24 protein-coding genes and 1 pseudogene are annotated in these 23,242 nt (G+C 67.0%); 16 read left to right on the forward strand and 9 right to left on the reverse strand.

Annotated features, from left to right (window positions below):
- Window positions 1-34: 34 nt before the first annotated feature.
- The 3 genes from AB0E56_RS11170 (at window position 35) to AB0E56_RS11180 (ending at window position 3,105) form a co-directional block, all read left to right on the forward strand.
- Complete coding sequence (locus tag AB0E56_RS11170; protein WP_359798936.1) at window positions 35-832, forward strand: DUF4145 domain-containing protein; 798 nt, start codon at window positions 35-37, stop codon at window positions 830-832.
- Between the two features lie 749 nt (window positions 833-1,581).
- Complete coding sequence (locus tag AB0E56_RS11175; RefSeq protein ID WP_359798938.1) at window positions 1,582-2,289, forward strand: hypothetical protein; 708 nt, start codon at window positions 1,582-1,584, stop codon at window positions 2,287-2,289.
- Between the two features lie 354 nt (window positions 2,290-2,643).
- Window positions 2,644-3,105, forward strand: a complete 462-nt coding sequence (locus AB0E56_RS11180; protein WP_359798939.1) for a hypothetical protein — start codon at window positions 2,644-2,646, stop codon at window positions 3,103-3,105.
- Window positions 3,106-3,123: 18 nt separating this feature from the next.
- Here the strand turns inward: AB0E56_RS11180 and AB0E56_RS11185 are convergent, their stop codons facing one another.
- The 3 genes from AB0E56_RS11185 to AB0E56_RS11195 all read right to left on the reverse strand — a co-directional run bounded on the left by AB0E56_RS11185 (window position 3,124) and on the right by AB0E56_RS11195 (window position 5,532).
- The gene (locus AB0E56_RS11185) at window positions 3,124-3,354 is read right to left on the reverse strand and encodes a hypothetical protein (protein ID WP_359798941.1); all 231 of its coding nucleotides are present in this window, start codon (window positions 3,352-3,354) and stop codon (window positions 3,124-3,126) included.
- Between the two features lie 651 nt (window positions 3,355-4,005).
- Complete coding sequence (locus tag AB0E56_RS11190; RefSeq protein ID WP_359798942.1) at window positions 4,006-4,359, reverse strand: hypothetical protein; 354 nt, start codon at window positions 4,357-4,359, stop codon at window positions 4,006-4,008.
- Window positions 4,360-4,638: 279 nt separating this feature from the next.
- A complete protein-coding gene (locus AB0E56_RS11195) occupies window positions 4,639-5,532 on the reverse strand; it encodes a recombinase family protein (protein WP_359800050.1) in 894 nt (297 codons plus the stop codon).
- Between the two features lie 43 nt (window positions 5,533-5,575).
- Here AB0E56_RS11195 and AB0E56_RS11200 point away from each other — a divergent pair.
- The 6 genes and pseudogenes from AB0E56_RS11200 to AB0E56_RS11225 form a co-directional block, all read left to right on the forward strand.
- Window positions 5,576-5,734: pseudogene (locus AB0E56_RS11200) on the forward strand (DUF885 family protein); the annotation flags it as partial.
- 54 nt (window positions 5,735-5,788) lie between these two features.
- The gene (locus AB0E56_RS11205) at window positions 5,789-6,823 is read left to right on the forward strand and encodes an LLM class flavin-dependent oxidoreductase (protein ID WP_359798943.1); all 1,035 of its coding nucleotides are present in this window, start codon (window positions 5,789-5,791) and stop codon (window positions 6,821-6,823) included.
- 46 nt (window positions 6,824-6,869) lie between these two features.
- On the forward strand, window positions 6,870-8,222 hold the full coding sequence (locus tag AB0E56_RS11210; protein WP_359798945.1) for an MFS transporter: 1,353 nt from the start codon (window positions 6,870-6,872) through the stop codon (window positions 8,220-8,222).
- Between the two features lie 65 nt (window positions 8,223-8,287).
- Window positions 8,288-9,043: an SGNH/GDSL hydrolase family protein gene (locus AB0E56_RS11215; RefSeq protein WP_359798947.1), complete on the forward strand. Its 756-nt coding sequence runs from the start codon at window positions 8,288-8,290 to the stop codon at window positions 9,041-9,043.
- 19 nt (window positions 9,044-9,062) lie between these two features.
- A complete protein-coding gene (locus AB0E56_RS11220) occupies window positions 9,063-9,809 on the forward strand; it encodes an SUMF1/EgtB/PvdO family nonheme iron enzyme (protein ID WP_359798948.1) in 747 nt (248 codons plus the stop codon).
- 48 nt (window positions 9,810-9,857) lie between these two features.
- Window positions 9,858-10,670 carry an arginase family protein gene (locus AB0E56_RS11225; protein ID WP_359798950.1) on the forward strand — a complete coding sequence of 271 codons (813 nt, stop codon included), beginning with the start codon at window positions 9,858-9,860 and terminating at the stop codon, window positions 10,668-10,670.
- A gap of 24 nt (window positions 10,671-10,694) precedes the next feature.
- Here AB0E56_RS11225 and AB0E56_RS11230 read toward each other — a convergent pair whose 3' ends face one another.
- Window positions 10,695-12,020: an MFS transporter gene (locus AB0E56_RS11230; RefSeq protein WP_359798952.1), complete on the reverse strand. Its 1,326-nt coding sequence runs from the start codon at window positions 12,018-12,020 to the stop codon at window positions 10,695-10,697.
- A gap of 74 nt (window positions 12,021-12,094) precedes the next feature.
- Here AB0E56_RS11230 and AB0E56_RS11235 point away from each other — a divergent pair, with 74 nt between their 5' ends.
- Window positions 12,095-12,463: a VOC family protein gene (locus AB0E56_RS11235; protein WP_359798954.1), complete on the forward strand. Its 369-nt coding sequence runs from the start codon at window positions 12,095-12,097 to the stop codon at window positions 12,461-12,463.
- A gap of 46 nt (window positions 12,464-12,509) precedes the next feature.
- Window positions 12,510-13,079: a GNAT family N-acetyltransferase gene (locus AB0E56_RS11240; RefSeq protein WP_359798956.1), complete on the forward strand. Its 570-nt coding sequence runs from the start codon at window positions 12,510-12,512 to the stop codon at window positions 13,077-13,079.
- 1,002 nt (window positions 13,080-14,081) lie between these two features.
- Here AB0E56_RS11240 and AB0E56_RS11245 read toward each other — a convergent pair.
- Genes AB0E56_RS11245 through AB0E56_RS11255 form a run of 3 tightly spaced genes read right to left on the reverse strand, consistent with a single transcriptional unit; the run spans window position 14,082 to window position 17,278 of the window.
- On the reverse strand, window positions 14,082-16,439 hold the full coding sequence (locus tag AB0E56_RS11245) for an excinuclease ABC subunit UvrA (RefSeq protein WP_359798958.1): 2,358 nt from the start codon (window positions 16,437-16,439) through the stop codon (window positions 14,082-14,084).
- A gap of 27 nt (window positions 16,440-16,466) precedes the next feature.
- Window positions 16,467-16,874, reverse strand: a complete 408-nt coding sequence (locus AB0E56_RS11250; RefSeq protein ID WP_359798960.1) for a VOC family protein — start codon at window positions 16,872-16,874, stop codon at window positions 16,467-16,469.
- 5 nt (window positions 16,875-16,879) lie between these two features.
- On the reverse strand, window positions 16,880-17,278 hold the full coding sequence (locus tag AB0E56_RS11255; protein WP_359800052.1) for a helix-turn-helix transcriptional regulator: 399 nt from the start codon (window positions 17,276-17,278) through the stop codon (window positions 16,880-16,882).
- Window positions 17,279-17,460: 182 nt separating this feature from the next.
- Between AB0E56_RS11255 and AB0E56_RS11260 the strand changes: the two genes are divergently transcribed.
- Entirely contained in the window at window positions 17,461-18,057 is a 597-nt protein-coding gene (locus AB0E56_RS11260) for a DUF308 domain-containing protein (protein ID WP_359798962.1), read from the forward strand.
- Between the two features lie 72 nt (window positions 18,058-18,129).
- Here the strand turns inward: AB0E56_RS11260 and AB0E56_RS11265 are convergent, their stop codons facing one another.
- The gene (locus AB0E56_RS11265) at window positions 18,130-18,894 is read right to left on the reverse strand and encodes an SDR family oxidoreductase (RefSeq protein WP_359798964.1); all 765 of its coding nucleotides are present in this window, start codon (window positions 18,892-18,894) and stop codon (window positions 18,130-18,132) included.
- A gap of 122 nt (window positions 18,895-19,016) precedes the next feature.
- On the opposite strand from AB0E56_RS11265, the gene AB0E56_RS11270 reads away from it, so the two are divergent.
- From AB0E56_RS11270 to AB0E56_RS11285, 4 genes are all read left to right on the forward strand, one after another.
- On the forward strand, window positions 19,017-19,490 hold the full coding sequence (locus tag AB0E56_RS11270; protein ID WP_183152688.1) for an NfeD family protein: 474 nt from the start codon (window positions 19,017-19,019) through the stop codon (window positions 19,488-19,490).
- 11 nt (window positions 19,491-19,501) lie between these two features.
- On the forward strand, window positions 19,502-20,431 hold the full coding sequence (locus AB0E56_RS11275) for an SPFH domain-containing protein (protein ID WP_359798966.1): 930 nt from the start codon (window positions 19,502-19,504) through the stop codon (window positions 20,429-20,431).
- Window positions 20,428-21,204, forward strand: a complete 777-nt coding sequence (locus AB0E56_RS11280) for a glycerophosphodiester phosphodiesterase family protein (RefSeq protein ID WP_359798968.1) — start codon at window positions 20,428-20,430, stop codon at window positions 21,202-21,204. The genes AB0E56_RS11275 and AB0E56_RS11280 overlap by 4 nt, the downstream gene beginning before the upstream one ends.
- A 123-nt stretch (window positions 21,205-21,327) precedes the next feature.
- Window positions 21,328-21,711, forward strand: coding sequence for an RNA polymerase-binding protein RbpA (locus AB0E56_RS11285; RefSeq protein WP_029263398.1), 384 nt, complete (start codon window positions 21,328-21,330; stop codon window positions 21,709-21,711).
- On the opposite strand, the gene lnt is transcribed toward AB0E56_RS11285, so the two are convergent.
- Entirely contained in the window at window positions 21,708-23,231 is a 1,524-nt protein-coding gene (gene lnt / locus AB0E56_RS11290) for an apolipoprotein N-acyltransferase (protein ID WP_359798970.1), read from the reverse strand. The genes AB0E56_RS11285 and lnt overlap by 4 nt on opposite strands.
- Window positions 23,232-23,242: the final 11 nt, after the last annotated feature.

Consider the following 23,242-nt stretch of genomic DNA (forward strand, 5'->3'; position numbering starts at 1 on the left):
GCGTCGCAGGGACGCGTGTGGCTATGCTCGCGCTATGACTTCACAGAGCGATCCGGCGGAGGACCTCGGAGCTTGGGACCAAGCAGCACAGTCAGGTGTGTGTCCTCATTGCGGCAAAGTGGCGCACCAGGTGTTGGCTACGCCCCGGATACTGGTGGACACCGGGTCAGAGAGCGAGGCGTACGCTCTGGTTGATGAAGAGGGGTGGTTCGTCGCGCAGGGCGCATCGGTGACGGAGGCAGATTGGCGACGCCACACCGAACAGGGAGAGATGTGGACGCCGCATCTGCCGGACGCTGTGTGGCAAACCGCGCTGTGCGCGGCCTGTCAGCGGCTCTCACTGTGGAGGCAAGGAGTGCTGATTTTCCCTCGGGTGACTCGCGGAGCCGTGGCGGCGCACCCAGATATGCCGGAGACGGCGGCAGCGCTCTTCAATGAGGCATCCTCAGTACTCGCCGGGTCTCGGCGCGCTGCTGCGGCGCTGGGCCGGGCCTCGCTTGAGGCCCTACTCAAGGCTGTTGACCAGAACCCCGCTCGTCGCGACTTGAACACTCGGATCGGCGAGCTGCACGGCCAGATCAATACGTCGCTCTGGCAGGTTCTGACGGCGCTTCGCGTTGTGGGCAATGACGCACTGCATAGCGAGGATGGCGACCTGGTTGCGTTGTACCTCAGCGACGATGCTGGGGAGCTTGCGGAGATGTTTCTGGCCGCGATCAACGAGCTGGTAGAGGAACTGGTCACGCGCCCAAAGCGGTCGGCTGAGATATACGCGATGCTGCCGGAGAGCAAGCGGCAAGCGGCCGAGCGTGCTGGTGCTCAGCGAGAGTAGGCCGATGCACCTAGTCGGGACGGGGCATGGCGTGTAAACGCCGAAAAGGCCCCGTCCGAGGGATGAGCTGGAGCGGGGCCTTGGGATCGCGCGAGGTCTGCGTGAGCGTGTCCACCACCGGGGCCTCGACGAGAAGCGCGATGCGGAGGCTGTGCGGGGAGGGTCGACCGGACGCGCCCCGGCCCGTCCCAGGGCGGGGAGGCGCGTCCGTGGTGACTTAGTAGCGGAGGCCCGCCCACGCCTCGACGGCGGCGGTCAGCTCGGCGGCGGTGGCTTGGGCGTGGGCGGTGATGTCGGCGGCCGTGGCCTCGCCAGAGATGACGGCGGTGCGAACGCGGAGACGTCGGCCAGGACGTCGCGGTGTGCTCTGTTGGGCGGCGCACGCCTCCAGCGGGGCGGCGGTCGTTCTCCACGGCGGACGGCGCGGCCGGGGCGTCGTACTGGACAGCCTCGGCATGGGCGATTGCGTCGGCGAGGGCGATGACAGCCTCACCTATGAGACGGATCGCGGCGGCGGTCGTCGGGGTCGTGCTGACGATCACCGGGGGTGCCTCTCGACAGAGGGGCCTGTCAGCCGATTCCCGCGACGATGCGGTAGCCGTTGACAGCGTCGTACTCGACGTGCGTGGCGGGAATGATGGATGACTCGCCGGGGGTGAAATCGAGGGATCTCATGAGCGCTGGCTGTGCCGGGGTATTGGACATCGGGGTCTTTCTGGGGTGGGCGAACACGCCCCTAGGATCGGGGCATGGGGAGCGATGAGTTCGCGGCTGCGATAGCGGGAAACGCGATCGCGGGCGTTGCCGTGTGGATAGTCACGGGCGCGCTGGTGTGGGCGGTCGGGCTCGTGCGGGCACGGCGGCGGCGACGTCGCGAGATTATTGCGCTGGTGAACAGAGCACACGCGATCGCGCACAGCGCGGTGAGTATTGGGCTATATGACCAATCTTGGATCGCAGGATCAGATGCTCCGCTGCGAGAGGCGAAGGCACGGTACGACGACCTCACCGCGCAAGCTCTGAACCTGTTCGAACCGAGAGAAACAGACGTCGCGTTCTGGTGCGCCGTGGAGTTGTACGCCGGGTGGCTGTCGCCGCTCGAAGAGCTGGAACGGCGGGGCGTGCCGCGGAAGAAACCGAAGGGCGGCGGTACGCTCGTCAGCTTTGACTCTTTGGACTGGGGATGGGTCTTGCCTCGTGCGGAGCTGCTGGCTGACTGGGCGAACGTCCTTTGGCCTTGGGACGTGGGAAGCGCCCGCGGACCTGAGTACGCAACGCGATACACGGCGGGCGATCGGTCGCGACATGGCTTAGTTGCTCCGAACTCGGACGATAGCGGCGACATGCTTAGGGCCTACGCCAACCTTGTGCGCCCGCCGAGGTGGCAGCCCTCAAAGCGCCGGGCGCGACAGCTCAAAAGGATGTTCCCAAATGAGGCCGCCGAGTGCTCTTTCTAGGGCGCTATGGAGACTGCTCCCAGAAGGACGCTTAGAGGCAACTTTTCACAACGTCGCGCGGCGTGTCGTGGGCGGCTAGAAGGCCCTTTTTGTGGCGGCGGTCCAGGAGGTCCGCGCGCGGAAAGCCGTGTCAGCCATGGGCGGGCCTCCTTTCGTGCGTGTAAACGGGGTCTTGAAAACGGGGCCCCATGCGCATTGATTGGGAGACGCTATGCCGCACCGGGCTTGGAGATGACCCCGCCAGGTTGAATTGAGATCGGCTCGGCGGCGAAGGCTCATCTGCAGGGCGGGGGGGACCGGGGCCTGCGGTCAGTGCGTGCGACTACGTGGTCGTGTGGTCTCTAGAGTTGGGCCATGGAAGCGGGAGATGCGATCGCAGTTTGGGCGCTCGTCGCGAGCGTGGTGCTCGGTGGAGGCTCATTGGCTGTTGCGATCATCGCCGAGCGCCGCGCCAGTCGGGTAGAGCGTCGGCAAGACGCGGCGGGTATCGACTGGAAGTTGTTCGTAGAACCCGCACTCGCCAGGCTGACGATCACCAATCGCGGTCTGGACGACGCTCGAGATGTGAGCGTGTCGGCGGAGATGTACGGCGTCGCATGCTCGGCCCGATCTGAGTTTGTCAAGGCGATGGGTGGGGCGATCAGCGTGGATTTCCCTGCCGTGCTTCCAGCGTTCGACGTGAAGCGGGCGCAGTTTGACGCTGAGGGCGTGCACGTTGCCGTCACTCTCGATGTCGTCGCCAACGTGAAGTGGCGCATGACGGGCCGCGCGTGGCATCACAGACAGCTCAAGGGCAGGGCCGAGCACTGGGTCTAACGCGGGTCGCTGGCCGGATCAGCGACCGCGTGCCGAGCGCGCCGCTGTGAGCGCAGCGTCCAGTTCGTCTGCGCGAGATGCGTACGCCTTCTCGGAATCGCCGGACACGAGGCCGATAACCGGCTCCAGATGGGGGAGGCGGCGCAGGGTGCGCTCGCGCCAGAGTTCGCGCTGGGTTGCGGCGAGTGCGATGCGCGCTGTCTGGGCTGCGTGCTGCGCGGCGGGAAGGTCGTCGATGGCGGTGGTCATGCTGTGTCTCCTAGAGCGGTGTGGGTGTCCGCCCTCGCGCGGCGCGTGGCTGGGCGAGGGCGGACAGGTTAGGTGTCAGCGTCCGGGCGGTCGCGGACACGGCGACGGCGGTCGGGGCGCGATGGAGCGCGGGAGACGGCGATGGCGGGGCCCCGGCGTCAGGGAGTGTCGTAGTGCTGCTCTTTCCTACACTTCCTATTCCTCTCTAGAGGGAGAGAGACTCGAAGGCGGATTAGGAAGTGTAGGAAGATGCAGCACTCCAGCACTGGCCGCTCCGGCGACCCCTCCGGCGTCGTCCGGCGACCCGTTCGGGGTGGGACGGAGGCTCTCAGAGGGTCCAGGGGAGCATCGAACGGCGCTCAGACGCCGGAGCTAGCGCGCGCGAGAACGAGAACAGGACGCTCAGCGGGTGTGGGGCGGCGCTACCAACCCATCGTGATTGCGATAGCGACCTCTCGGTCGTTCGCCCACTGCGCGCGGATCGCGTCGGCTGCCTCGGGGGTAGGCGCTCCGGCGCAGTGTCGCCGGAGGAACTCCTCGCGGCGCTCGCGCTGGGTGTGCTCCGTGAGGTCGGCGGGTGCGTCGGCGAACGCGTGCGGGCCCGATGCCCGCTCGGGGAGGCTGCGCGAGTCGCCGGTTATGGGGGAGAGCCTAGGCGGACTCGACGACGTCGCGCTTGCGCCGGGGGCCGGAGCTGTTGCCCTCGTCGGCGAGAGTCCAGTCTTCGGCGTCCGGGCCGAGGTGGGTGGCTACTAGATGCCAGACCTTGATGCGTTCTGCGCCGCGGCCAGGTTCAACGTGAACGGTGAGTAGCTGCTGGAGGGCATCGCGCTGGCGTTCCAGGTCCATGGCCTCGATCGCTTCCACAACCTGGCGGAGGACCTCACGGATGACGCGGGTGGGGCCCATCGGGACGCTGGAGGCGAGGATCAGCTCGCGGGCCATCTCTGCCAGGGCGACGGAGGCCGCCCTGGAGGCCCTGGCAGCATCCAGGGCGGCCTCCACCTCCAGGCGCTCTCGCGGAGTTCCAAGAGGCGCTCGCGGGCAGCTTGCGGAGAGAGCAGCCCCTCGTCCTCCTTGGCGGCGGTTGCCTTGGCGGCACGTTGGTTGCGCTCTAGCCGCTCGATGAGCGGGGCCACGCTGGGGGAGTCGTCGCCGCGGAGCGCTGCGGGGTCCGTCGTCAGGAGTGCCAGGGCCATCTCCTCGCGGAGGCGGGCGTTCAAGGTGGCGACCTTGATGTTGGCGTGCTTGGCCCAGTCGGGTCGATGTAGCGGCTGGAGTTGTTCAGCGTCTTGATCTGACAGGTGTAGTAACCGGCGTGGTTGCGGAGCGTGTTGGGACAGTTGGGGACACCACGGGCGACGAAGCCGCTGGCCAGGTGCTTGCGCCCGGGGCCGGGGGAGTACGGCGCTTCTCATCCAAGAGGATCGCGCGGACCTCGTCGTACAGCTCGGGGGAGACGATGGGCGTGATCTTGTCGGAGGGCAACGCCGCCCCGTCGATGTGCAGAAGTCCGGCGTAGGAGGGGTTCAGGAGCATGTACCGAACGCGGGAGTTTTCCCACCCCGCGCCGGTGCCACCGGGGACCTCCTCGCGCCGGAGGTCGGCGACCATGGAGCGGGTGGACGCACCGGAGTGGACGGCCTCGAAGCATCGGCGGACCACGGCGGCCTCCTCGGCGCGCGGGGTCATGCCGTCGGACTCGTAGCCGTAGCGTCGTCGTCCGGCGTGAGGGACGCCGTCCTGGGTGCGCTGGTCGTTGGCGCGGGGTTGGCGTGCGGCCTTGCGGTCAATCTCTGATCTAGCGACGGCGGCTTTCATCCGGGCGAAGAGTTGGCCGCCATCGGTGCTGAGATCGGCCTCCCCGTTCGTCGTGACGATGGCCAGTCCCTTGTCCGTGGCTGCGTCGATCCAGTCCTCTAGCTGGCGGGGCTGGCGCGTGAGGTGGTCCAGGTCGTAGCACACGATGGCCTCGAACTTGCCCGCGTGATAGTCGGCCACCATGCGGTCGTAGGCGGGTCGCCGCACGTTGCGCTTGGATGCGCTGATGGAGTTGTCCTGGTACGGGTCACCAGCCTTGACCCACCCGCCCTGCGCGATGAGCTTGAGGACATCCTCTAGCTGGCGCTCCACAGCTCGCTCTTCTCCGGTCTTCTCCTCGGAGATGCGAAGGTAGATAGTGGCGCTTAGGTGCCGTCGCGGTAGGGGCGGTGTTCGTGTGTCTTATCGTAAGTTGCGCCAGCGTATCTGGGAACAGGTGCGCGATGGGGTGCGTGCCGCCGAGGGCGAGGCGTTCTCGTTCAAGGCGTTCCACAAGCGCGCGCTCGACCTGGGTGGCGTGGGGCTCGACACCCTCCGTACCGCGTTGCTCCCGCGCTGAGGGGAATGCGCGGCGCGCCACCGGTGTTCATTCACCTGAATAGGAAGGGATGATATGAGCATCGAACTCGGGTTGGACACTTTCGGCGACATCACCCGCGATGCGGATGGAGAGCTTCTCACCGGAGCCCAGACCATCCGGAACATCGTGGCGCAGGCGGAACTGGCCGACACCGTCGGCGTGGACTTCTTCGGCGTGGGGGAGCACCACCGCTCCGAGTTCGCCGTCTCCGCCCCGGAGATGGTGCTCGCGGCGATCGCGGCGCGAACCGAGCACATCCGCCTCGGAACCGCGGTGACCGTCCTGTCGTCAGACGACCCGGTGCGGGTGTTCGAGCGCTTCTCGACGCTCGACGCGCTCTCGAACGGACGCGCCGAGGTCGTGCTCGGTCGCGGCTCCTTCATCGAATCCTTCCCCTTGTTCGGCTACGACCTCCGCGACTACGACGCGCTCTTCGAGCAGAAGCTGGAGCTCTTCGTCGAGCTGCTCAAGGAGGAACCCGTCACGTGGTCCGGCACGATGCGCGCGTCTCTCGAGAACGCGAACGTCTTCCCGAAGACCGAGAAGGGGCTGCGCACCTGGGTGGGAGTCGGCGGGAGTCCTGAATCCGTCGTACGGGTGGCCCGTCATGGTCTCGGCTTGATGCTCGCGATCATCGGCGGCCCGGCGCATCGGTTCAAGCCGTTCGTCGACCTCTATCACCGCTCGGTGGCGTCTTTCGGAACGACCTCTCACCCCGTCTCCGTGCACTCACCGGGGCACATCGCCGCGACGGACGAGGAAGCGTGGGAGGCCGCGTACTCGGGCTTCGAGGCGATGAACAACACCATCGGGCGGGAACGCGGTTGGCCCGCATACAGTCGCGCACGGTTCCAGAACGACGTGGGACCGGAGGGTGCCATCTACGCCGGCTCTCCGGAGCGGGTCGCGACGAAGATCGCGGACACGATCACCACGCTCGGGCTTGGGCGCTTCGACCTGAAGTACGCCACCGGAACCCTGTCGCACGAGTCGATGATGCGCAGCGTCGAGCTGTACGGCACCGAGGTCATCCCGCGCGTGCGGAAGATCCTCGCCGAGCGCGACTGACGTCATCCGACGCGGGGCGGTTCGCCGCGGCTCTACGATGAAGAGCATGGCCAACACCGCCCTGCCGAGCCGTTCTTCGCTCGCCGAGCGCCTTGACGTCCTGCCTTTCACGCGTCGACACCTCCGTCTGCTCACCGGTTCTGGGCTCGGCTGGGCGCTGGATGCGATGGACGTCGGGCTCATCTCGTTCATCCTCGCGGCGCTGACGCAGCAATGGGGTCTGACCAAGGGGGAAGCCGGCTGGATCGCGTCCGTCGGGTTCCTCGGCATGGCGATCGGAGCCACCCTCGGCGGACTCCTCGCCGACCGCTTCGGGCGCCGGCAGGTGTTCGCGATCACCTTGCTCGTATACGGCGTCGCGACCGGTGCGAGCGCCCTCGTCGGGGGCCTCGCCATGCTCCTGCTGCTGAGGTTCTTCGTCGGTCTGGGGCTGGGCGCGGAGCTCCCGGTCGCATCGACGTATGTCAGCGAGTTCGCTCCCTCACGCATCCGCGGGCGGCTGATCGTGATCCTCGAAGCCTTCTGGGCGCTCGGGTGGACAGCAGCCGCCCTGATCGGGTTCCTCGTCATCCCGGCATCCGACGACGGATGGCGCTGGGCGTTCGCGCTCGGGGCCATCCCCGCCGTCTATGCGATGTTCGTCCGGTGGGGTATGCCCGAGTCCCCGCGATGGCTCGCCTCTCGGGGACGTATCGCCGAAGCCGACCGCATCGTGTCGGCATTCGAAGCGGATGCTGGTGCCGTGTCCGGCCCCGCGATCCGGAAGGAACCGGCGTCACGCGCCATCGCAGCCACGACCAGGGCGCGCCTGGCCACGCTGTGGAATCCGGAGTTCCGGGTGCGGACGCTGTGCCTGTGGTTGGTGTGGCTCGGAGTGAATTTCGCGTACTACGGCGCGTTCATCTGGATCCCCAGCATCCTCGTCGACGCCGGCTTCGACCTGGTCACATCGTTCGGCTACACACTGATCATCACGCTGGCGCAGCTGCCGGGCTACGCTGTCGCGGCGTGGCTGATCGAAGTGTGGGGAAGGCGGCTGACACTGTCCGTCTTCCTGGTCGGGTCTGCCGTGTCGGCGGTGTTCTTCGGCACCGCTGACACGGAGGGGGCGATCATCGCTGCAGGAATGGCGCTGTCCTTCTTCAACCTCGGCGCCTGGGGCGCGCTCTATGCCGTGACACCGGAGATCTATCCCACATCGTTGCGCGGGACAGGGGCCGGGTGGGCGGCCGGCGTTGGCAGGATCGCCTCGATCATCGCGCCTCTCTCCGTTCCTGTGATGCTGGTCGCGGGCGGAGCACCCCTCCTGTTCGCCGTGTTCGGGTTCTGCTTCGTCGGCGCTGCGGCCGCGGCGTGGGGTCTGGTCGACCGGGGCGGCGTCGCGCTCGACGATCGCTGAACCGCAGCCTCGGATGCGCGCTGCTGAGGCGACCTCCCCGGCGCCGGCAGCAATAGGCTGGGACGATGGCAGATGTGCGTTTCGTGGCGATCGGCGATTCCTTCACCGAGGGAGTCGGTGACGTCCTTCCCAACGGACAGGAGCGCGGCTGGGCCGACATCGCGGCTCAGGGTTGGGCTGATGCGGCCGGGCACGGGATCCAGTACGCGAACCTCGCAATCCGTGGCAAGCTCGCCTGGCCCATCGTCGAGCAACAACTCGAACCCGCCCTCGCGCTGCGACCGACGCACCTCTCCTTCAACGGCGGGGGCAACGACATGCTCCGGCCGCGCACCGATGTCGAGCACATCGCCGACGCCTTCAGCCGCGTTCTGCGACGCTGCGACGAAGAGGGTGTGACCATGATCCTCCTCTCGGGGGCCAATCCGAGCGGTCAGCTCCCGATGGGCAACCTCGTCCAGCGCAGGGGCGACCTCCTCTCGGACGCCGTGCTGCGCCGGATCGAGGACCGTCCTGACGTCGTCCGTGCCCTCAACTGGCCCGACCGCGAGCTTTCTCGAGGGGCGTACTGGGCAGACGATCGCCTGCACATGAACGCGGCCGGCCATCACCGGGTGGCGGCGCATGTGCTGCACGCCCTCGGCTTCGAGCCTCCGGAGACCTGGTGGGCGCCGAGCGACCGTCTCGGCGGGGGACCCTCGGGACTCGCGTACTACCGCGAGTTCGTCGGGCCCTGGGTACGACGTCGTGTGACACGCACGTCCTCCGGTGACGGCCGCTCCGCGAAGTACCCGACCTGGGTCGAGCGAGTGCCCTCGTGAGCGCCGCCCTCTTCTCCGCATGACCGACGTCGAGCTGGCCCGCATACCGGCAGGGACGATCACACTTCGTGACGCACGCCGGGGCGAGCAGCGCGACGTGGTCCTGGAGTCGTTCGAGATCGGCGTGTACCCGGTCACCGAAGAGCAGCTCGCAGAGGTTCTCGGTGTGCCGGCGCGCCATCCACGTCGCCCGGCTGCCGACCTCAGTTGGCTGCGCGCCGTGCATCTGAGCAATGCCGTATCCGAGTGGGAAGGGCTGGATCCGGTCTACCGGTTCGACGGCGAAGAAGTGAGCTGGGATACGACGGCGGACGGCTATCGCCTTCCCACCGAAGCGGAGTGGGAGTTCGCGTGCCGCGCAGGCTCGACCGGTCCGCACTACGCGCCCCTCGCGGATGCGGGCTGGACCGGCGCGGACGGCGTGTCGTCCCCTCAGGACATCGGCGGCAAGCTGCCGAACCTCCACGGCCTCTTCGACACGCTCGGCAACGTCTGGGAGTGGTGCTGGGACCTCCTGGACCCCGCCCGCTACGACGACTACCGCGTGTTCCGCGGAGGGGGTTTCGCCGATGACGCATGGAGCGTTCGGGCGTCGGTTCGCCGTGGGGGAGCGCCCCGCATGCACCATGAGGACCTCGGCGTCCGGCTCGCCCGCGGTGCGTTCGACACCCCGGGCGAGGCGCAGGGCTGGTCGGCGCGTGCCGATCGGGAGCGCGCCATGCAGGACGGCCCGTTGCCCATCGGGTGGACGCCACGGCGTCGCTGACCAGCCGCCGTTTTGGACCGGGGGACCCTCGAATGACAGGCTGGAGAGATGTCCGCTCCGTACTCGCTCATCATCTCTCAAGGCCGCGTCGCCGACCGTACCGACGGTGCCCTCGTCGGTGCGCGTCGAGTCGGTGAGGCGGTCTCCTCGTTGCTCGACCTGGAACCCGAGGTCATCGGCAGTCCGACGCCCAGCAGAGTCGATGACTGGTCGGCCGCGCTCCCGGAGGCGCAGGAGACGTTGACCGGTCTCCGCCGTGCGGTGCGTGGGGCGATCCAGGCGGGTGCGACACCCCTGTTGATCACGAACACCTGCGCGGCGAGTCTCGGCACGCTGCCGACCGTCGCGGAACAGCACCCGGATGCCGTCGTGCTGTGGATCGATGCCCATGGAGACTTCAACACGCCGGCGACCACGGAGTCGGGGTACCTCGGCGGCATGGTTCTCGCCGCCGCCTGTGGACTCTGGGACAGCGGGCACGGCGCGGGGCTCGACCCGACCAAGGTGGTCGTCGTCGGCGGTCGCGACATCGATCCGGCAGAGGCCGAACTGCTGGCTGGTGCAGGCGTCACGGTCCTCGCACCGGGGGAGAGCACGCCCGAACGCGTCCTCGAACTGATCGCCGGCCGTCCGGCGTGGATCCACGTCGATTGGGATGTGCTCGAGCCCGGCTATATCCCCGCGGCCTATCGCGTGGGTGGCGGACTCCTCCCGCACGACATCGCTGCGATCTTCGCCGCCCTGCCGCAGGCCTCGGTGCGCGGGGTGGAGCTCGCCGAGTTCGAGGCCGGAGACCCCGAGGTCCCTGAGCGGGTGAGCGTCGAGCTGATCGTCGAGACGCTGCAGCACCTGCTCAGCTGACACCGCGCGGCGCTGGATCGACACTCAGCGCCGGCGCTCGGGGTCCAGGCCCATGCGGATACGCGTGCGCTTGCGCTCGATCAGGATGAAGATCGTGCCGACGATCCAGAGGGGGATCGGCATGAGGAACGCGACCCGGAACGCGTCGAGCGTATAGGTCTCCGGTGTGCCGGCGCCCTGCAGGTCGAGCGCGAGCCCGATCAGGAAGATGGCGATGAGGGCCGCGATGAAGCCGCCGGCATTCGTGACGCCGGTCGCGGTGCTCAATCGGTGGCTGGGATTGTGGGTCCTCGCGTGATCGAACGCGATCATCGAGGCGGGGCCGCCGGTCGCGAGTGCGATCGCCAGGATGTAGAGGAGCCAGATCGGCGCCGGGGAGGGGAGCGCGATCACGGCGATCCAGGCGGACAGCTGCAGCCCGACGGCGGGGAGGACCAGCGCGAGGGAGCGGTAGTTGGGCAGCCGTCGGGAGAGGTCGCCGATGACGGGCCCCAGAAGCATGCCGGCAACGACATATACAGAGATGATGCCCGCCGCATGAGCGGTGTCGAGCCCCTGTGCTGCGGTGAGGAAGGGCATTCCCCACAGCAGCACGAACGCGGTTCCGGCAAACGGCGTGGTGAAGTGCGACCAGAACGCCAGACGTGTGCCCGGGTGCGCCCATGCCGCGCGGATGCCCACACCGGTGTCGATCGCCGAGGTGACGACGCGGACGACACCGGTGTCCGTGTTCACGGTGACGTCGGCGCCGCGTTCGGCCGGGTGATTGCGGATGACCAGCGCAACGAGGATCGTGAACAGGACGCCGAGCCCGGCGATGCTCCCGAACGTGATGGTCCACGACGTCGCGTGCAGGAGTGCCGCGAGCGGAACGAGCGCGATCAATTGGCCGGCCTGGCCGATGATTCCGGTGAACTGCACCATGAGCGGCCCGCGCTGCGCGGGGAACCACGTCGCGACGAGACGCAGCACAGCAGGGAAGATCGCCGCATCCCCGGCGCCGAGGAGTATACGAGCGAAGATCGCGATTCCGATGCTGGGGGAGAGGGCCATCGTTAACTGACCGGCGGCCATGAGCAGCATGCCGATGGTCATGATCGGACGAGAGCCGTAACGATCGAGGAGTACTCCGACCGGGATCTGCATCCCGCCGTAGACGGCGAGCTGCACCACGGCGAACAGCGCCAAGGTGGACGCGTCAGCCTGGAACCTGTCGGCCGCCTCCACGCCGACGGCGCCGAGCGAGGTCCGGTTGGTGATCGCGAGCACATAGGCCGCGACGCCCACCGACCAGATCACCCATGCGCGCCTTCCCGGAGTCGAGACGGGGGAGCGGGAGACCTGCGGCACGTCTCAACGCTACTCCTGCGAAGGGCGCTGCTCCGCCCGCGCACGATGTCGGTGGCGAGGACTACCGTGACGCCATGACCAGCACACCGCTTCACCATTCACTCGACTATGTCGAACTCGTCGTCACAGACCTCGGCACCGCGAAGAGTTTCTTCGCCGACGCGTTCGGGTGGGCGTTCAAGGACTACGGCCCCGGTTACGCAGGGATCCTCTCGCCGCGCGGCGACGGCAGCGAGGTCGGTGGCCTCATGCTTGCGGAGGAGCCGAGACCCGCGGGCGGACCACTCGTCCTTCTCTATTCCGACGACCTCGACACCACCAGAGACGCGATCACCGCGGCCGGCGGCGCGATCCTTCAAGAGCCGTACGCTTTCCCGGGCGGGCGCCGTCTGCATTTCTCCGACCCGAGCGGGAACGAGCTCGGGGTCTGGTCCGTGAGCTGACTCAGCGCCTGTTCCTGTTGCTTGGCGCCACTGCGACAATACGAGGGTGACTCTCACCCCCGCGATGCCACGACTGCAGACGCCTCGACTGGTCCTGCGGAGACAGACGATGGAGGATGCGCCGGTCTTCCGCCGAATGTGGACGGAACGGGATGAACGGGTGCCCGCCCACCGACGGCTCGACGCCGAGGGCCATCCCGATGTGCAGGAGATCGCCGCGCACATCACCGCGGCGGGGGAGTCATGGCTCCAGACCGCCCAGCTCGTATCGACCGGCGAGGCGATCGGGTATTGCGGCCTCGTCTTCGGCGGCGCGGGTGTGGGCGATGAGCCCGAGCTGGCATTCGAGTTCCTGCGGGCCGTGCACAACAACGGCTTCGCGACGGAAGCCGCCGAGGCCGTGCTGAGATGGACCGACGAGCTCGGTCACCGGCGCGTGTGGGCCGGAGTCTGGGAGTGGAACCTCGCATCCCGAAGGGTGCTCGAGAAGCTCGGATTCGAGGAGTCGGGGGAGGAGCGCCCACCCTCGGAGCACGGACGCAACCTTCTGACCGTGCGGAGGAACCCCGATTCGCCGCTGTCCGCCCGCTCCCACCGCCACCGGCGCGACGTATGACTGCACCCGACGCGACGACGTGCGAGAGTTCAACGCGCCCGCGGTTCGCTGGGCGTCGTTCGGCCGTAGTCCAGATCGGGGCCGTGGTCCTCTTGCTCAGCGCCTGCTCGTCAGACGCACCTCTCATCTCGGAAACGGACGCTCCGCTGGAAACGGTCCAGGATGTGTGCGAGGTTTCGGACCCTTCGGCTCTTCCACCCCTGACTTTGAGCGACATCGAGGGGGCTGATGACACAGGGTTCCGTGCCTGCGTGCAAGGGAGTCGTCATTCAGTGGATATCAGCAGTGAATGGTTCCCATTGATCGCGGTCGACGGAATCGAGCTGCCTGCCCAGATTCGGCTCGGAATCGACTCTCCGGGCCCAGCGGATTGCTTCTTGTCGGCTCCCGACGTGGTCGTCCTGGAAATGGAGCACAAGCTGTATCGCGCACGATCGGTGACGTGCAACCAGAATGGATAGCGCGTGAGTCGTGCTACCTCGCAGACTGAGGCCCACTCGTTTCTGTGGGCCAGTGGCCGCAGCTCTGGGGGAGACCAGCGGAAAAGAAGAGACTCACGAACTGACATAATGTGCATTATCGGATATCCCGGAACCGCGCTGGTTCCGGGGCCGGTGCCACAATCAGAGCACGACAGGCGGTTCCTCCTCCATCACGCCGTGCTGCCTTCTGTGGGCGCGACCAGGACACGCGACTGACTTGACGGCGTATGAAGACAGCGTCCTGGCGTTGCTCGCTGACCACGGTGCGACCGTCTTGCATCGCGTGGTGACGATCCAGGACGCCAGCGCAGCCGACGATCGGCCGGACGAGGTCCAGACGTACAGTTTTCCGAATCAGGCGGCGCTGGATGCGTATCCGTCCGATCCGCCTCGCCGGGATCGATCAGCCGAGCGGGATCGTGTGATCGCACGCACGGTGTGGTTCCCAGTCGATCGGCACGGCGACTGACGGGTCCCGGCGCCGTGCGCCCACCCTCACCGCACCCCGCTGTCTGCGCTCCTACGCGCCGACGTAGGCTGCGAGGTGCTCCCCCGTCAGTGTCGATTTTTGGGATACCAAATCGGCTGGCACGCCTTCGAAGACCACCCTCCCGCCGTCGTGGCCGGCCCCGGGACCGATGTCGATGATCCAATCGGCGTGCGCCATGACCGCCTGGTGATGCTCGATCACGATCACGGTCTTCCCGGAATCGACGAGACGATCCAGCAGACCGAGGATCTTGTCCACGTCGGCGAGGTGGAGCCCTGTGGTCGGCTCATCGAGCACGTAGACATCCCCCTTCTCCCCCATCTGGATGGCCAGCTTGATGCGCTGGCGCTCACCGCCGGAGAGCGTCGACAGCGGCTGTCCGAGTGACAGGTACCCGAGCCCCACATCCTCCATGCGCCCGAGGATCGCCGCAGCCGCGGGGAGCTTGGCCTCACCGTCTCCGAAGAACACCCGGGCCTCCGACACTGACAGATCGAGCACTTGCGTGATGTCCTTAGCCGCAAGCTTGTACTCGAGGACACTCGCTTGGAAGCGCTTACCGCCGCAGTCCTCGCACGGGGTCTCGATCGTGTCCATGAAGCCGAGCTCGGTGATGATCACACCAGCACCCTTGCAGGAGGGACAAGCGCCCTCCGAGTTGGCGCTGAACAGGGCCGGCTTAACCCCGTTGGCCTTCGCGAACGCCTTCCGGATCGGCTCGAGGAGCCCCGTGTACGTCGCGGGATTGCTTCGGCGGGAGCCCTTGATCGCTGCCTGGTCGATCGCGACGACACCCTCGCGCTTCGACACCGATCCGTGGATGAGAGAGCTCTTCCCGGACCCTGCGACCCCGGTCACCACGGTCAGCACCCCCGTCGGAATGTCGACGTCGACGTCCTGCAGGTTGTTCGCCGAGGCCCCTCGCACCTCGATGCGCCCCGTCCCCGCGCGCACGTCGTCCTTGAGCTGCGCACGGTCATCGAGGTGATCGCCGGTCTTCGTGCCGCTGGCCTTCAAGCCTTCGACGGACCCTTCGAAGCAGATCTCACCGCCGCCGCTGCCCGCCCCTGGGCCGAGATCGATGACGTGGTCTCCGATCGCGATGGTCTCCGGCTTGTGCTCGACCACCAAGACCGTGTTGCCCTTGTCGCGCAGCTGCAGCAGCAGCCCGTTCATCCTCTGGATGTCATGCGGGTGCAGTCCGATGGTCGGCTCGTCGAACACGTAGGTCACGTCGGTCAACGATGATCCGAGATGACGCAACATCTTGATCCGCTGCGCCTCTCCCCCGGACAGGGTTCCCGACGGGCGCTCCAAGCTCAGATAGCCGAGGCCGAGCGTGACGAACGCATCCAGGTTGGCACTGAGCGCCTGCAGAAGAGGTCCTGCCCCTGGGAGATCGAGGCCGCGCACCCAGTTTGCGAGGTCGGTGACCTGCATCCGACACGCGTCGGCGATGCTCACACCGTCGATCTTGGAAGAGCGCGCCCCCTCGGTCAGCCGCGTCCCGTCGCACTCGGGACACACCGCGAAGGTGGCCACCCGCTCGACGAAGGCACGGATGTGCGGCTGCAACGCGTCGAGATCCTTCGACAGCATCGACTTGGTGATCTTCGGGATCAGACCCTCGTAGGTCATGTTGATCCCCGAGATCTTCACCTTGGTCACCTCGCCGTACAGGAAGAGGTGGCGTTGCTTCTCCGTGAACTCCGAGACAGGTTTGTCCGCCGGGTAAAACCCTGACTGCGAGAAGCCCTTCACCATCCAGCCGTCGGCGGTGTAGCCGGGGACCATGATGGCTCCCTCGTCGAGCGACTTCGACTCGTCGACGATCTGCGCCAGGTCGAGGTCGGAGACCGCTCCCCTCCCCTCGCAGCGCGGGCACATGCCGCCGAGGTAGATCGCGTCCTTGACGATCTTCTTCTCACCACCCGGGCCCGTCATGACGCCGCTCGCCCGTTGCGTGGGGATGTTGAACGAGAACGCCGTCGGGCCGCCGATGTACGGCTGCCCCAGCTTGCTGAACAGGATGCGCAGCATGGCGTTGGCATCCGTGACGGTCCCCACGGTCGATCGGGGGTTGGCGCCGAGCCGCTCCTGGTCGACGATGATCGCCGTGGTGAGTCCCTCGAGGACGTCGACGTCCGGCCGCGGTACAGACGGCATGAAGCCCTGCACGAAAGCGCTGTACGTCTCGTCGATCATCCGCCGGGACTCGGCCGCGATCGTGTCGAAGACGAGCGAGCTCTTGCCCGAGCCGGACACTCCCGTGAACACCGTCAGACGCCGCTTCGGTATGTCGACGCTGACGTCCTTCAGATTGTTCTCGCGCGCGCCCTGCACGCGGATCATGTCGTGGGTGTCAGCGGGGTGCGCGTCGACGGTCATGGTGTCCTTCGATGTCTCGGGTGAGGCTCAGGCCTGGTTGATACGGAGCAGGTTGCCCGCGGGGTCTCGGAAAGCGCAGTCACGCACCCCGTATGGCTGATCCATCGGCTCTTGGACGACGTCAGCTCCGCCTTCGACGAGGCGATCGAAGAGTTCGTCGACGTCGTCGCTCGCCAGCGTGAGCGCCCCGTAGCTGCCCTTGGCGATCAGCTCGAGGATCGTCTGGCGCTCGAGGTCGGTGATGCCGGGATCCGTCGCCGGCGGATGCAGGACGATCGATGTCTCCGGTTGCCCTTGTGGACCCACCGTGAGCCACCGGAGGCCGTCATAGCCGACATCGTTGCGCACCTCGAAGCCGAGGGTGTCTCGGTAGAAGGCGAGGGCAGCTTCGGCGTCGGTGTGTGGCAGGAAGGCGTAATGGATGCTGATCTTCATGATGTTCACGTTAGGTGCGCGTCGGTGCGCGGTGCTTCTCGATTCCTGATCGGTCTGGTGACTTGCTTGGCCTGGAACGCCGGGATCCCCTCGACATTCGCGGCGCGTTCACGGTACACGCTGGGTGCGACACCGACCAGCTCCGAGAATCTCGTGCTGAAGGTTCCGAGCGAGGAGCACCCGACTTCGAAGCAGACTTCCGTCACAGAGAGGTCCCCTCTTCGCAGCAGGGCCATCGCGCGCTCGATCCTTCGCGTCATCAGATAGGAGTACGGCGACTCGCCGTACGCGTCGCGGAAACGCCGGCTCAGGTGGCCGGCTGACATGTGCACGCCGCGCGCCAGCGCCTCCACGTCGAGTGGCTTGGCGTACTCACGGTCGATGCGGTCCCTGACCCTGCGCATGACCACGAGTTCGCGCAGGCGGGAGTCGTCCGGGTCTGTCACGACTCGATCCTGCCATGTCGTCGCGTGTCCGCACGTGTCCTCGAGAAACGCGGGCGAAGACTCCTCCCCATCCCGGGCCACGAGGGCGCTACCCTGAGGGGGCATCCTCACAGGATCTTTTCAGAAAGGGGTCCCCAACCATGTCTGAACCAGTCAACGAAGCCAAGTCCCTGTTCAAGTCGATCCGCGTCACGCTCGCCGTCGCGGGCGTACTGGCGCTCCTCGCGGGAATCGTCCTCCTCGTGTGGCCGGTGAAATCCGCCGTCATCGTGACGGCGATCTTCGCGTCATATCTGGTGATCGCCGGTCTCGTCTACATCGGTCTCGGTATCTTCTCCAGCGCCAAAGGCGGATGGGCCCGCGTCGGTCACATCGTCCTCGGGCTGCTCTATGTCGTCGCCGGCGTCATAGCCTTCTTCAATCTCAACGCCGCGGCGGCCACGCTCGCATTCGTCGTCGTGATCTTCATCGGCGTCAGCTGGATCGTCGACGGCGTGGTCGCCCTGACGCTTCTCGGCAGCGACGGCTCTCGCGTGTGGACAGTGCTCTACGCGATCCTCAGCATCATCGCGGGAATCATCGTGCTGTTCTCGCCGATCATCGCCGGATTCGCGTTCTGGCTGCTGCTGGGTATCTCGCTGGTCGTGCTCGGGATCATCCAGATCGTCCGCGCGATCACGATCGGCAAGGACGAGAAGGCGTACGTCTCGGCCGTCCAGGGTGGCGCCGCGAGCTGACCTCAGCATCGACGAAGAGTATCGGCCCCGTCCCGCATCGCGCGAGACGGGGCCGATTCTTCGTTACGGCGCCTACTCCGCGGCGAATGCGCTCACATCTCCGACGAGACGGGTGTTGTCGGAAGGCACCGGATCGACGGCGGCCTTGGCCACCTCTGCCGCGAACTCGGAGACGTTGTAGAGCTTTCCCGCAGACTCGCGACGTTCGGCGATCGCGCCGGGATTCGCCCGCTCGAGCAGGGTGGCTGTGATGGTGCCTTCGATCATGTCGCCGGAGACGACGGTGAATCCGATCCCCTTCTCCGCCAGCCCGGGGATGAGCTCCCGCAAGGCGTCCTCCCCCGCGCGCTTCGAGAGAGCGACCGGCTCGTACTCGGGCATCGTCGGCGTGGTGCGGATGAAGTGCGCCTGGTGGCTCGTCACGAACACGACGCGTGCACCATCGCCGAGCAGCGGGGTCGCGGCGTTCAGGACGTTGAGCTGCGCATCGCGATTCAGGGTGAGGGCGTAGTCCTCGGCCATGCCCGACTCCATCCCGCCCGATGCGTTCAGCACCAGGACGTCGAGGCGTCCGTACTCCGCACGGATCGCGTCGAACATCTCGGCAACGGAAGCGGGATCGGTGAGGTCTGCACCCACGACCAGCGCGCGACGACCGAGCTCACGCAGCTGCGTGGCGAGCTTCTCCGCCCGAGGCGCCTTGTTCCGGTAGTTGATCACGACGTCGGCGCCGGCCTCAGCGAGGTAGCGGACGGTGTCGGCGCCGATCCCCCGCGATGAACCGGTGACAAGGGCGACCTTGCCGTCGAGGGATCCTGCGGGAAGAACGTCGGTCACGGTGACTCCTCATGATGCGTGAAAAAGCCGTGATAGCACGGCACTCTCACACTACCAATCACGCGTCGGGGCACCACGATCAGCGCCGTCCTGCGTGATACGTTGACCACAAAGGAGGCCGCATGGACAACTTCGCGACATTCGTCACGTTCATCGACCAATGGGCTTGGATCGGCTGGCTGGTCCTGATCGCCGTCTTCCTCGTCATCGAGATGCTCTCGCTCGACTTCACGTTCCTCATGCTCAGCTTCGGCAGCGTCGTCGGGCTCGTGACCGATCTCCTCGGCGTGCCGGTATGGGTGCAGGTCATCATCGCCGCGGCTGCGGCCGCCCTGTTCATCCTCTTCCTCCGTCCGCCGCTCATCAGACGGCTCCATCGCGGCGAGGATCCGACGAAGTCCAACGTCGATGCCCTCCTCGATCTGAGAGGGATCGCCTTGAGCGAGATCACGCAGATCTCTGGACAGGCCAAGCTCGCCAACGGGGACACCTGGACGGCGCGCAGCTCGACCCCCGTTCCCATCCCCGCAGGCGCGCCGATCGCCGTGAGCGTGATCAACGGCGCGACCGCCATCGTCCGTCCCGTCAACGACTAGGAGTGCCACCCATGAACGATGCCTCGTTCATCCCCGCTGCGATCGGATGGATCCTCGCGATCGCGGTGCTCATCTTCGTGGTGGTCACCGTCGCGCGTGCGATCCGGATCATCCCGCAGGCCACTGCGGGCGTGGTCGAGCGTCTCGGTCGCTACCACAAGACGCTCACCCCCGGACTGAACCTGCTGGTGCCGTTCATCGACCGCCTGCGGCCGCTGATCGACATGCGCGAGCAGGTCGTGTCGTTCCCTCCGCAGCCTGTCATCACGGAGGACAACCTCGTCGTGTCGATCGACACTGTGGTGTACTTCCAGGTCACCGACGCGCGCGCCGCGACGTACGAGATCGCGAACTACCTCGGCGCCGTGGAACAGCTCACCACCACCACGCTGCGAAACGTCGTGGGTGGGCTCAACCTCGAAGAAGCGCTGACGAGCCGCGACAACATCAACGGTCAGCTCCGCGTGGTGCTCGATGAGGCGACCGGCAAGTGGGGAATCCGCGTCGGTCGGGTCGAGCTCAAGGCCATCGACCCGCCCATCTCCATCCAGGATTCGATGGAGAAGCAGATGCGAGCCGAACGTGATCGTCGCGCCGCGATCCTCACCGCCGAAGGCACCAAGCAGTCCGCGATCCTCGAGGCCGAGGGCGCTCGTCAGGCGGAGATCCTCCGCGCCGAGGGAGACAAGCAGGCTGCGGTCCTTCGCGCGCAGGGTGAGGCGGAGGCGATCCAGAACGTCTTCAGCGCCATCCACCAGGGTGAACCCGACGACAAGCTCCTCGCGTACCAGTACCTTCAGATGCTCCCGAAGATCAGCGAAGGGCAGTCCAACAAGCTGTGGATCATCCCGAGCGAGCTGACGGAGGCTCTCAAGGGCATCGGCAGCGCCTTCACGCCCAAGCCCGGCCAAGGCCCGACGAACACGCTGCCGGGCGCGTGACGCACCCGTACTTCTCCAAGGCACGGCACCCCCGAGTCCTCGCCCACCGCGGTCTGATCACTGCGGCGGGCGAGGACTCCGGCGTCTGGGAGAATTCGGCGGCAGCGTTCGGGGCTGCGCACGCCGCCGGAGCTGAGTTCATCGAGACCGACTGTCAGGTGACGGCGGACGGTGACGTCGTGCTGTTCCACGACGCCACGCTCCAACGCCTCACCGGCGACGCCCGTGCCGTTCGCGAGGTCGGCACGCGGGAGCTCCGCGCGACGTTCGCCGACCACGGAGGTCTGCTCACGGTCGCGGAGGCCCTCGCGTCGTTCCCAGAGGTCAGATTCAACATCGATGTGAAGACCCCCGCCGCCGCCGAGCCGCTCGGTCCGATACTCGCTGAGCACACGCACCGCGTCCTCATCACCAGCTTCTCCGATGCCAACCGCCGTGCGACCCTCGACGCTGTACGCAGATCAGGCGCTTCGCTCCGGCCTGCCACCTCCGGTGGCAGCCGCACGATCGCCGCGCTGCGAGCGTATTCGGCTCTGCACCTCTCCCCCGCGGGCATCCTCCGGGAGATCGATGCGCTGCAGATCCCCGAACGCCACTCGGGCATCAGAGTGCTCACTCCTGCCCTCGTGCGCGCCGCGCACCGTTTCGGGGTCGAGATCCACGTCTGGACCGTGAATGATCCGGACGACATGCACCGACTCGTGGGATCCGGTGTGGACGGGATCGTCACCGATCGCGCCGACGTCGCGCTGCGCGCCTTCCCCGCCCTCTGACGCCGACGCGCCCCATAACCTCCGGCGCTGGGATTCCGCTGTGAATTCCGCCGAGAAGCCGCCCGCGTGGATGAAGCGCACAGGCTGGAGCGTTATACCTGACAGCGACGAGAGGACCACAAAATGGCAGATCGCAGCCTGCGCGGCATCCGACTCGGCGCCCAGAGCCTACAGAGCGAAGAGGGCGTCGTTTTCATGGAGCGCCGTGAGACCACCTACACCTGTGACACCTGCGGCCACGTCACGAACCTGATGTTCGCGGCGGACGCCGAACCGCCCCAGACCTGGGAGTGCCGCGCCTGCGGTGCAGAAGCACGTCTGAACGTCGACGGCCAGGCCGTGACGCTCGAGGCGAGCGACGAGAAGGCAGCACGAACGCATTGGGACATGCTCATGGAGCGTCGCACCCGCGCGGAGCTCGAAGAGCTTCTCGAGGAGCGACTCGCCTTCATCCGGGCCCGCCGAGGTGCCGGAGAAGACCCGACCCGCGAGAAGATCGGGGCTTAGCGCCTCCTGGCGCGCCACCACCCGACCGCCAGCGCGCCCAGCCCGCCCCACAGCAGCACCTGCTGGACCCAGGGCCCCAGAACCACACCAGCCGTGAGGCCGGAGCGGAGCTCGACATCCTCGAGCATCGCCCCGGCCTCTCCTGCGTCCAGGCTTGTCACCGTGGTGCCGTTCGCGCGGATCACCTGGCTGGTGCCGACGGTCGAGACGTTCACGACGCTGCGTCCGGTCTCGATCGCGCGCATCCGTGCGAAGGCCAGCTGCTGCAGGTTCTCGTCCGTCCCGCGGAAGTCGGCGTTGTTCGTCTGGAACACCAGCACCTCAGCGCCGTCACCGAGACCTTCCCAGATCACATCGTCGTAGATGACGTCGAAGCAGATCGCCAGTCCGATGGCGACACCATCGACTTCAACGGTCGGCGGGTTGGAGCCCGGCGTGTATTCACGCTGGATGAGACCGATCAGGTCGGGCGCCAGGGCGTTGAAGAAGGCGCGATCCGGCACGTACTCTCCGAACGGCACCGGGTGCCGCTTGTCGTGCAGTTGATCCGCTGTGCCGTCGTCCTGCCACAGCATCGACGTGTTGAAGTACAGCCCGTCCCGGCCGGTCGCCGCGTTGGCGAGCACGGGCGCGCCGATACGGTTCGACACCAGAGTCAGGCGCCGACCCATCCGCTCGTCCTGAAACGGGTCGCTGTCGAGTGATCCCTCGGGCCAGACCAGGAGATCCACATCGTCCCCGTACAGCGGAGCCGTCGCCTCGGTCTGGGCGTCGACCACAGCGAACGGCTCGCGCTCATCGAAATACCCGGTCGGCCCGTTCCCCTGCACCGCCGCGATGCGCATGGATCCTGCCGAAGCGGTGGGGTACAGCGGGGTGAGCAGCAGCACCGCCACGAGCACGGCGGGAGTCACCAGCAGCAGCGGCCGACGCCACGCGCGCAGACGCACGACCTCGACCGCCATCGCGACGAACAGCACCATGAGGAAGCTGAGTCCACTCACTCCCAGCCACGACGAGATCGGCGCGAGCGGACTCTGGGCCTGGCTCATCCCGATACGGGCCCAGGGGAAGCCTCCGTAGGGCCAGGAGCCGACGAACAGCTCTCGCCCGACCCACAGGGCCGCCACAGTCACGGGAAGCCCGAGAAGGCGTCCCGCGGTGCCGGGGAAAGCGCGGGGCAGCCAGCGGTAGGCGAGCGCGATCGGGATGAGGCCGAGCGCCGTGAGGGTGCCCTCCACGACACTCAGCGCCGCCCACGGGATCGGTCCGAGGTAACGGGAGGTCCAGGAGACCAGAAGCGCGAAGAACACGATGCCGTACGCGAGTCCGACCAGCAGCGCTCCTCCCAGGCGTCGTCCGATCAGGGCGATCAGCAGGAGCGCCGTGGCCGGGAACGCCAGCACCCAGACGGCCGCCTCCGGGTATGCGGAGTCCATCATCACGGCGGCGAGGGCCGCGCTCAGAACTGCCGCCCACAGCGGGAGGATGACGCGCTGTGGCGCGCGGGAGTCCGGCATCGTCATCCTTC

Source organism: Microbacterium sp. NPDC028030, assembly GCF_040637855.1.
Classification (GTDB): Bacteria; Actinomycetota; Actinomycetes; order Actinomycetales; family Microbacteriaceae; genus Microbacterium.

Coding starts and splice junctions, on each gene's coding strand:
- AB0E56_RS11170 (WP_359798936.1), top strand. CDS start 35: ATGACTTCACAGAGCGATCCGGCGGAGGACCTCGGAGCTTGGGACCAA.
- AB0E56_RS11175 (WP_359798938.1), top strand. CDS start 1,582: ATGGGGAGCGATGAGTTCGCGGCTGCGATAGCGGGAAACGCGATCGCG.
- AB0E56_RS11180 (WP_359798939.1), top strand. CDS start 2,644: ATGGAAGCGGGAGATGCGATCGCAGTTTGGGCGCTCGTCGCGAGCGTG.
- AB0E56_RS11185 (WP_359798941.1), bottom strand. CDS start 3,354: ATGACCACCGCCATCGACGACCTTCCCGCCGCGCAGCACGCAGCCCAG.
- AB0E56_RS11205 (WP_359798943.1), top strand. CDS start 5,789: ATGAGCATCGAACTCGGGTTGGACACTTTCGGCGACATCACCCGCGAT.
- AB0E56_RS11210 (WP_359798945.1), top strand. CDS start 6,870: ATGGCCAACACCGCCCTGCCGAGCCGTTCTTCGCTCGCCGAGCGCCTT.
- AB0E56_RS11215 (WP_359798947.1), top strand. CDS start 8,288: ATGGCAGATGTGCGTTTCGTGGCGATCGGCGATTCCTTCACCGAGGGA.
- AB0E56_RS11220 (WP_359798948.1), top strand. CDS start 9,063: ATGACCGACGTCGAGCTGGCCCGCATACCGGCAGGGACGATCACACTT.
- AB0E56_RS11225 (WP_359798950.1), top strand. CDS start 9,858: ATGTCCGCTCCGTACTCGCTCATCATCTCTCAAGGCCGCGTCGCCGAC.
- AB0E56_RS11235 (WP_359798954.1), top strand. CDS start 12,095: ATGACCAGCACACCGCTTCACCATTCACTCGACTATGTCGAACTCGTC.
- AB0E56_RS11245 (WP_359798958.1), bottom strand. CDS start 16,439: ATGACCGTCGACGCGCACCCCGCTGACACCCACGACATGATCCGCGTG.
- AB0E56_RS11250 (WP_359798960.1), bottom strand. CDS start 16,874: ATGAAGATCAGCATCCATTACGCCTTCCTGCCACACACCGACGCCGAA.
- AB0E56_RS11255 (WP_359800052.1), bottom strand. CDS start 17,278: ATGCGCAGGGTCAGGGACCGCATCGACCGTGAGTACGCCAAGCCACTC.
- AB0E56_RS11260 (WP_359798962.1), top strand. CDS start 17,461: ATGTCTGAACCAGTCAACGAAGCCAAGTCCCTGTTCAAGTCGATCCGC.
- AB0E56_RS11270 (WP_183152688.1), top strand. CDS start 19,017: ATGGACAACTTCGCGACATTCGTCACGTTCATCGACCAATGGGCTTGG.
- AB0E56_RS11275 (WP_359798966.1), top strand. CDS start 19,502: ATGAACGATGCCTCGTTCATCCCCGCTGCGATCGGATGGATCCTCGCG.
- AB0E56_RS11285 (WP_029263398.1), top strand. CDS start 21,328: ATGGCAGATCGCAGCCTGCGCGGCATCCGACTCGGCGCCCAGAGCCTA.
- lnt (WP_359798970.1), bottom strand. CDS start 23,231: ATGCCGGACTCCCGCGCGCCACAGCGCGTCATCCTCCCGCTGTGGGCG.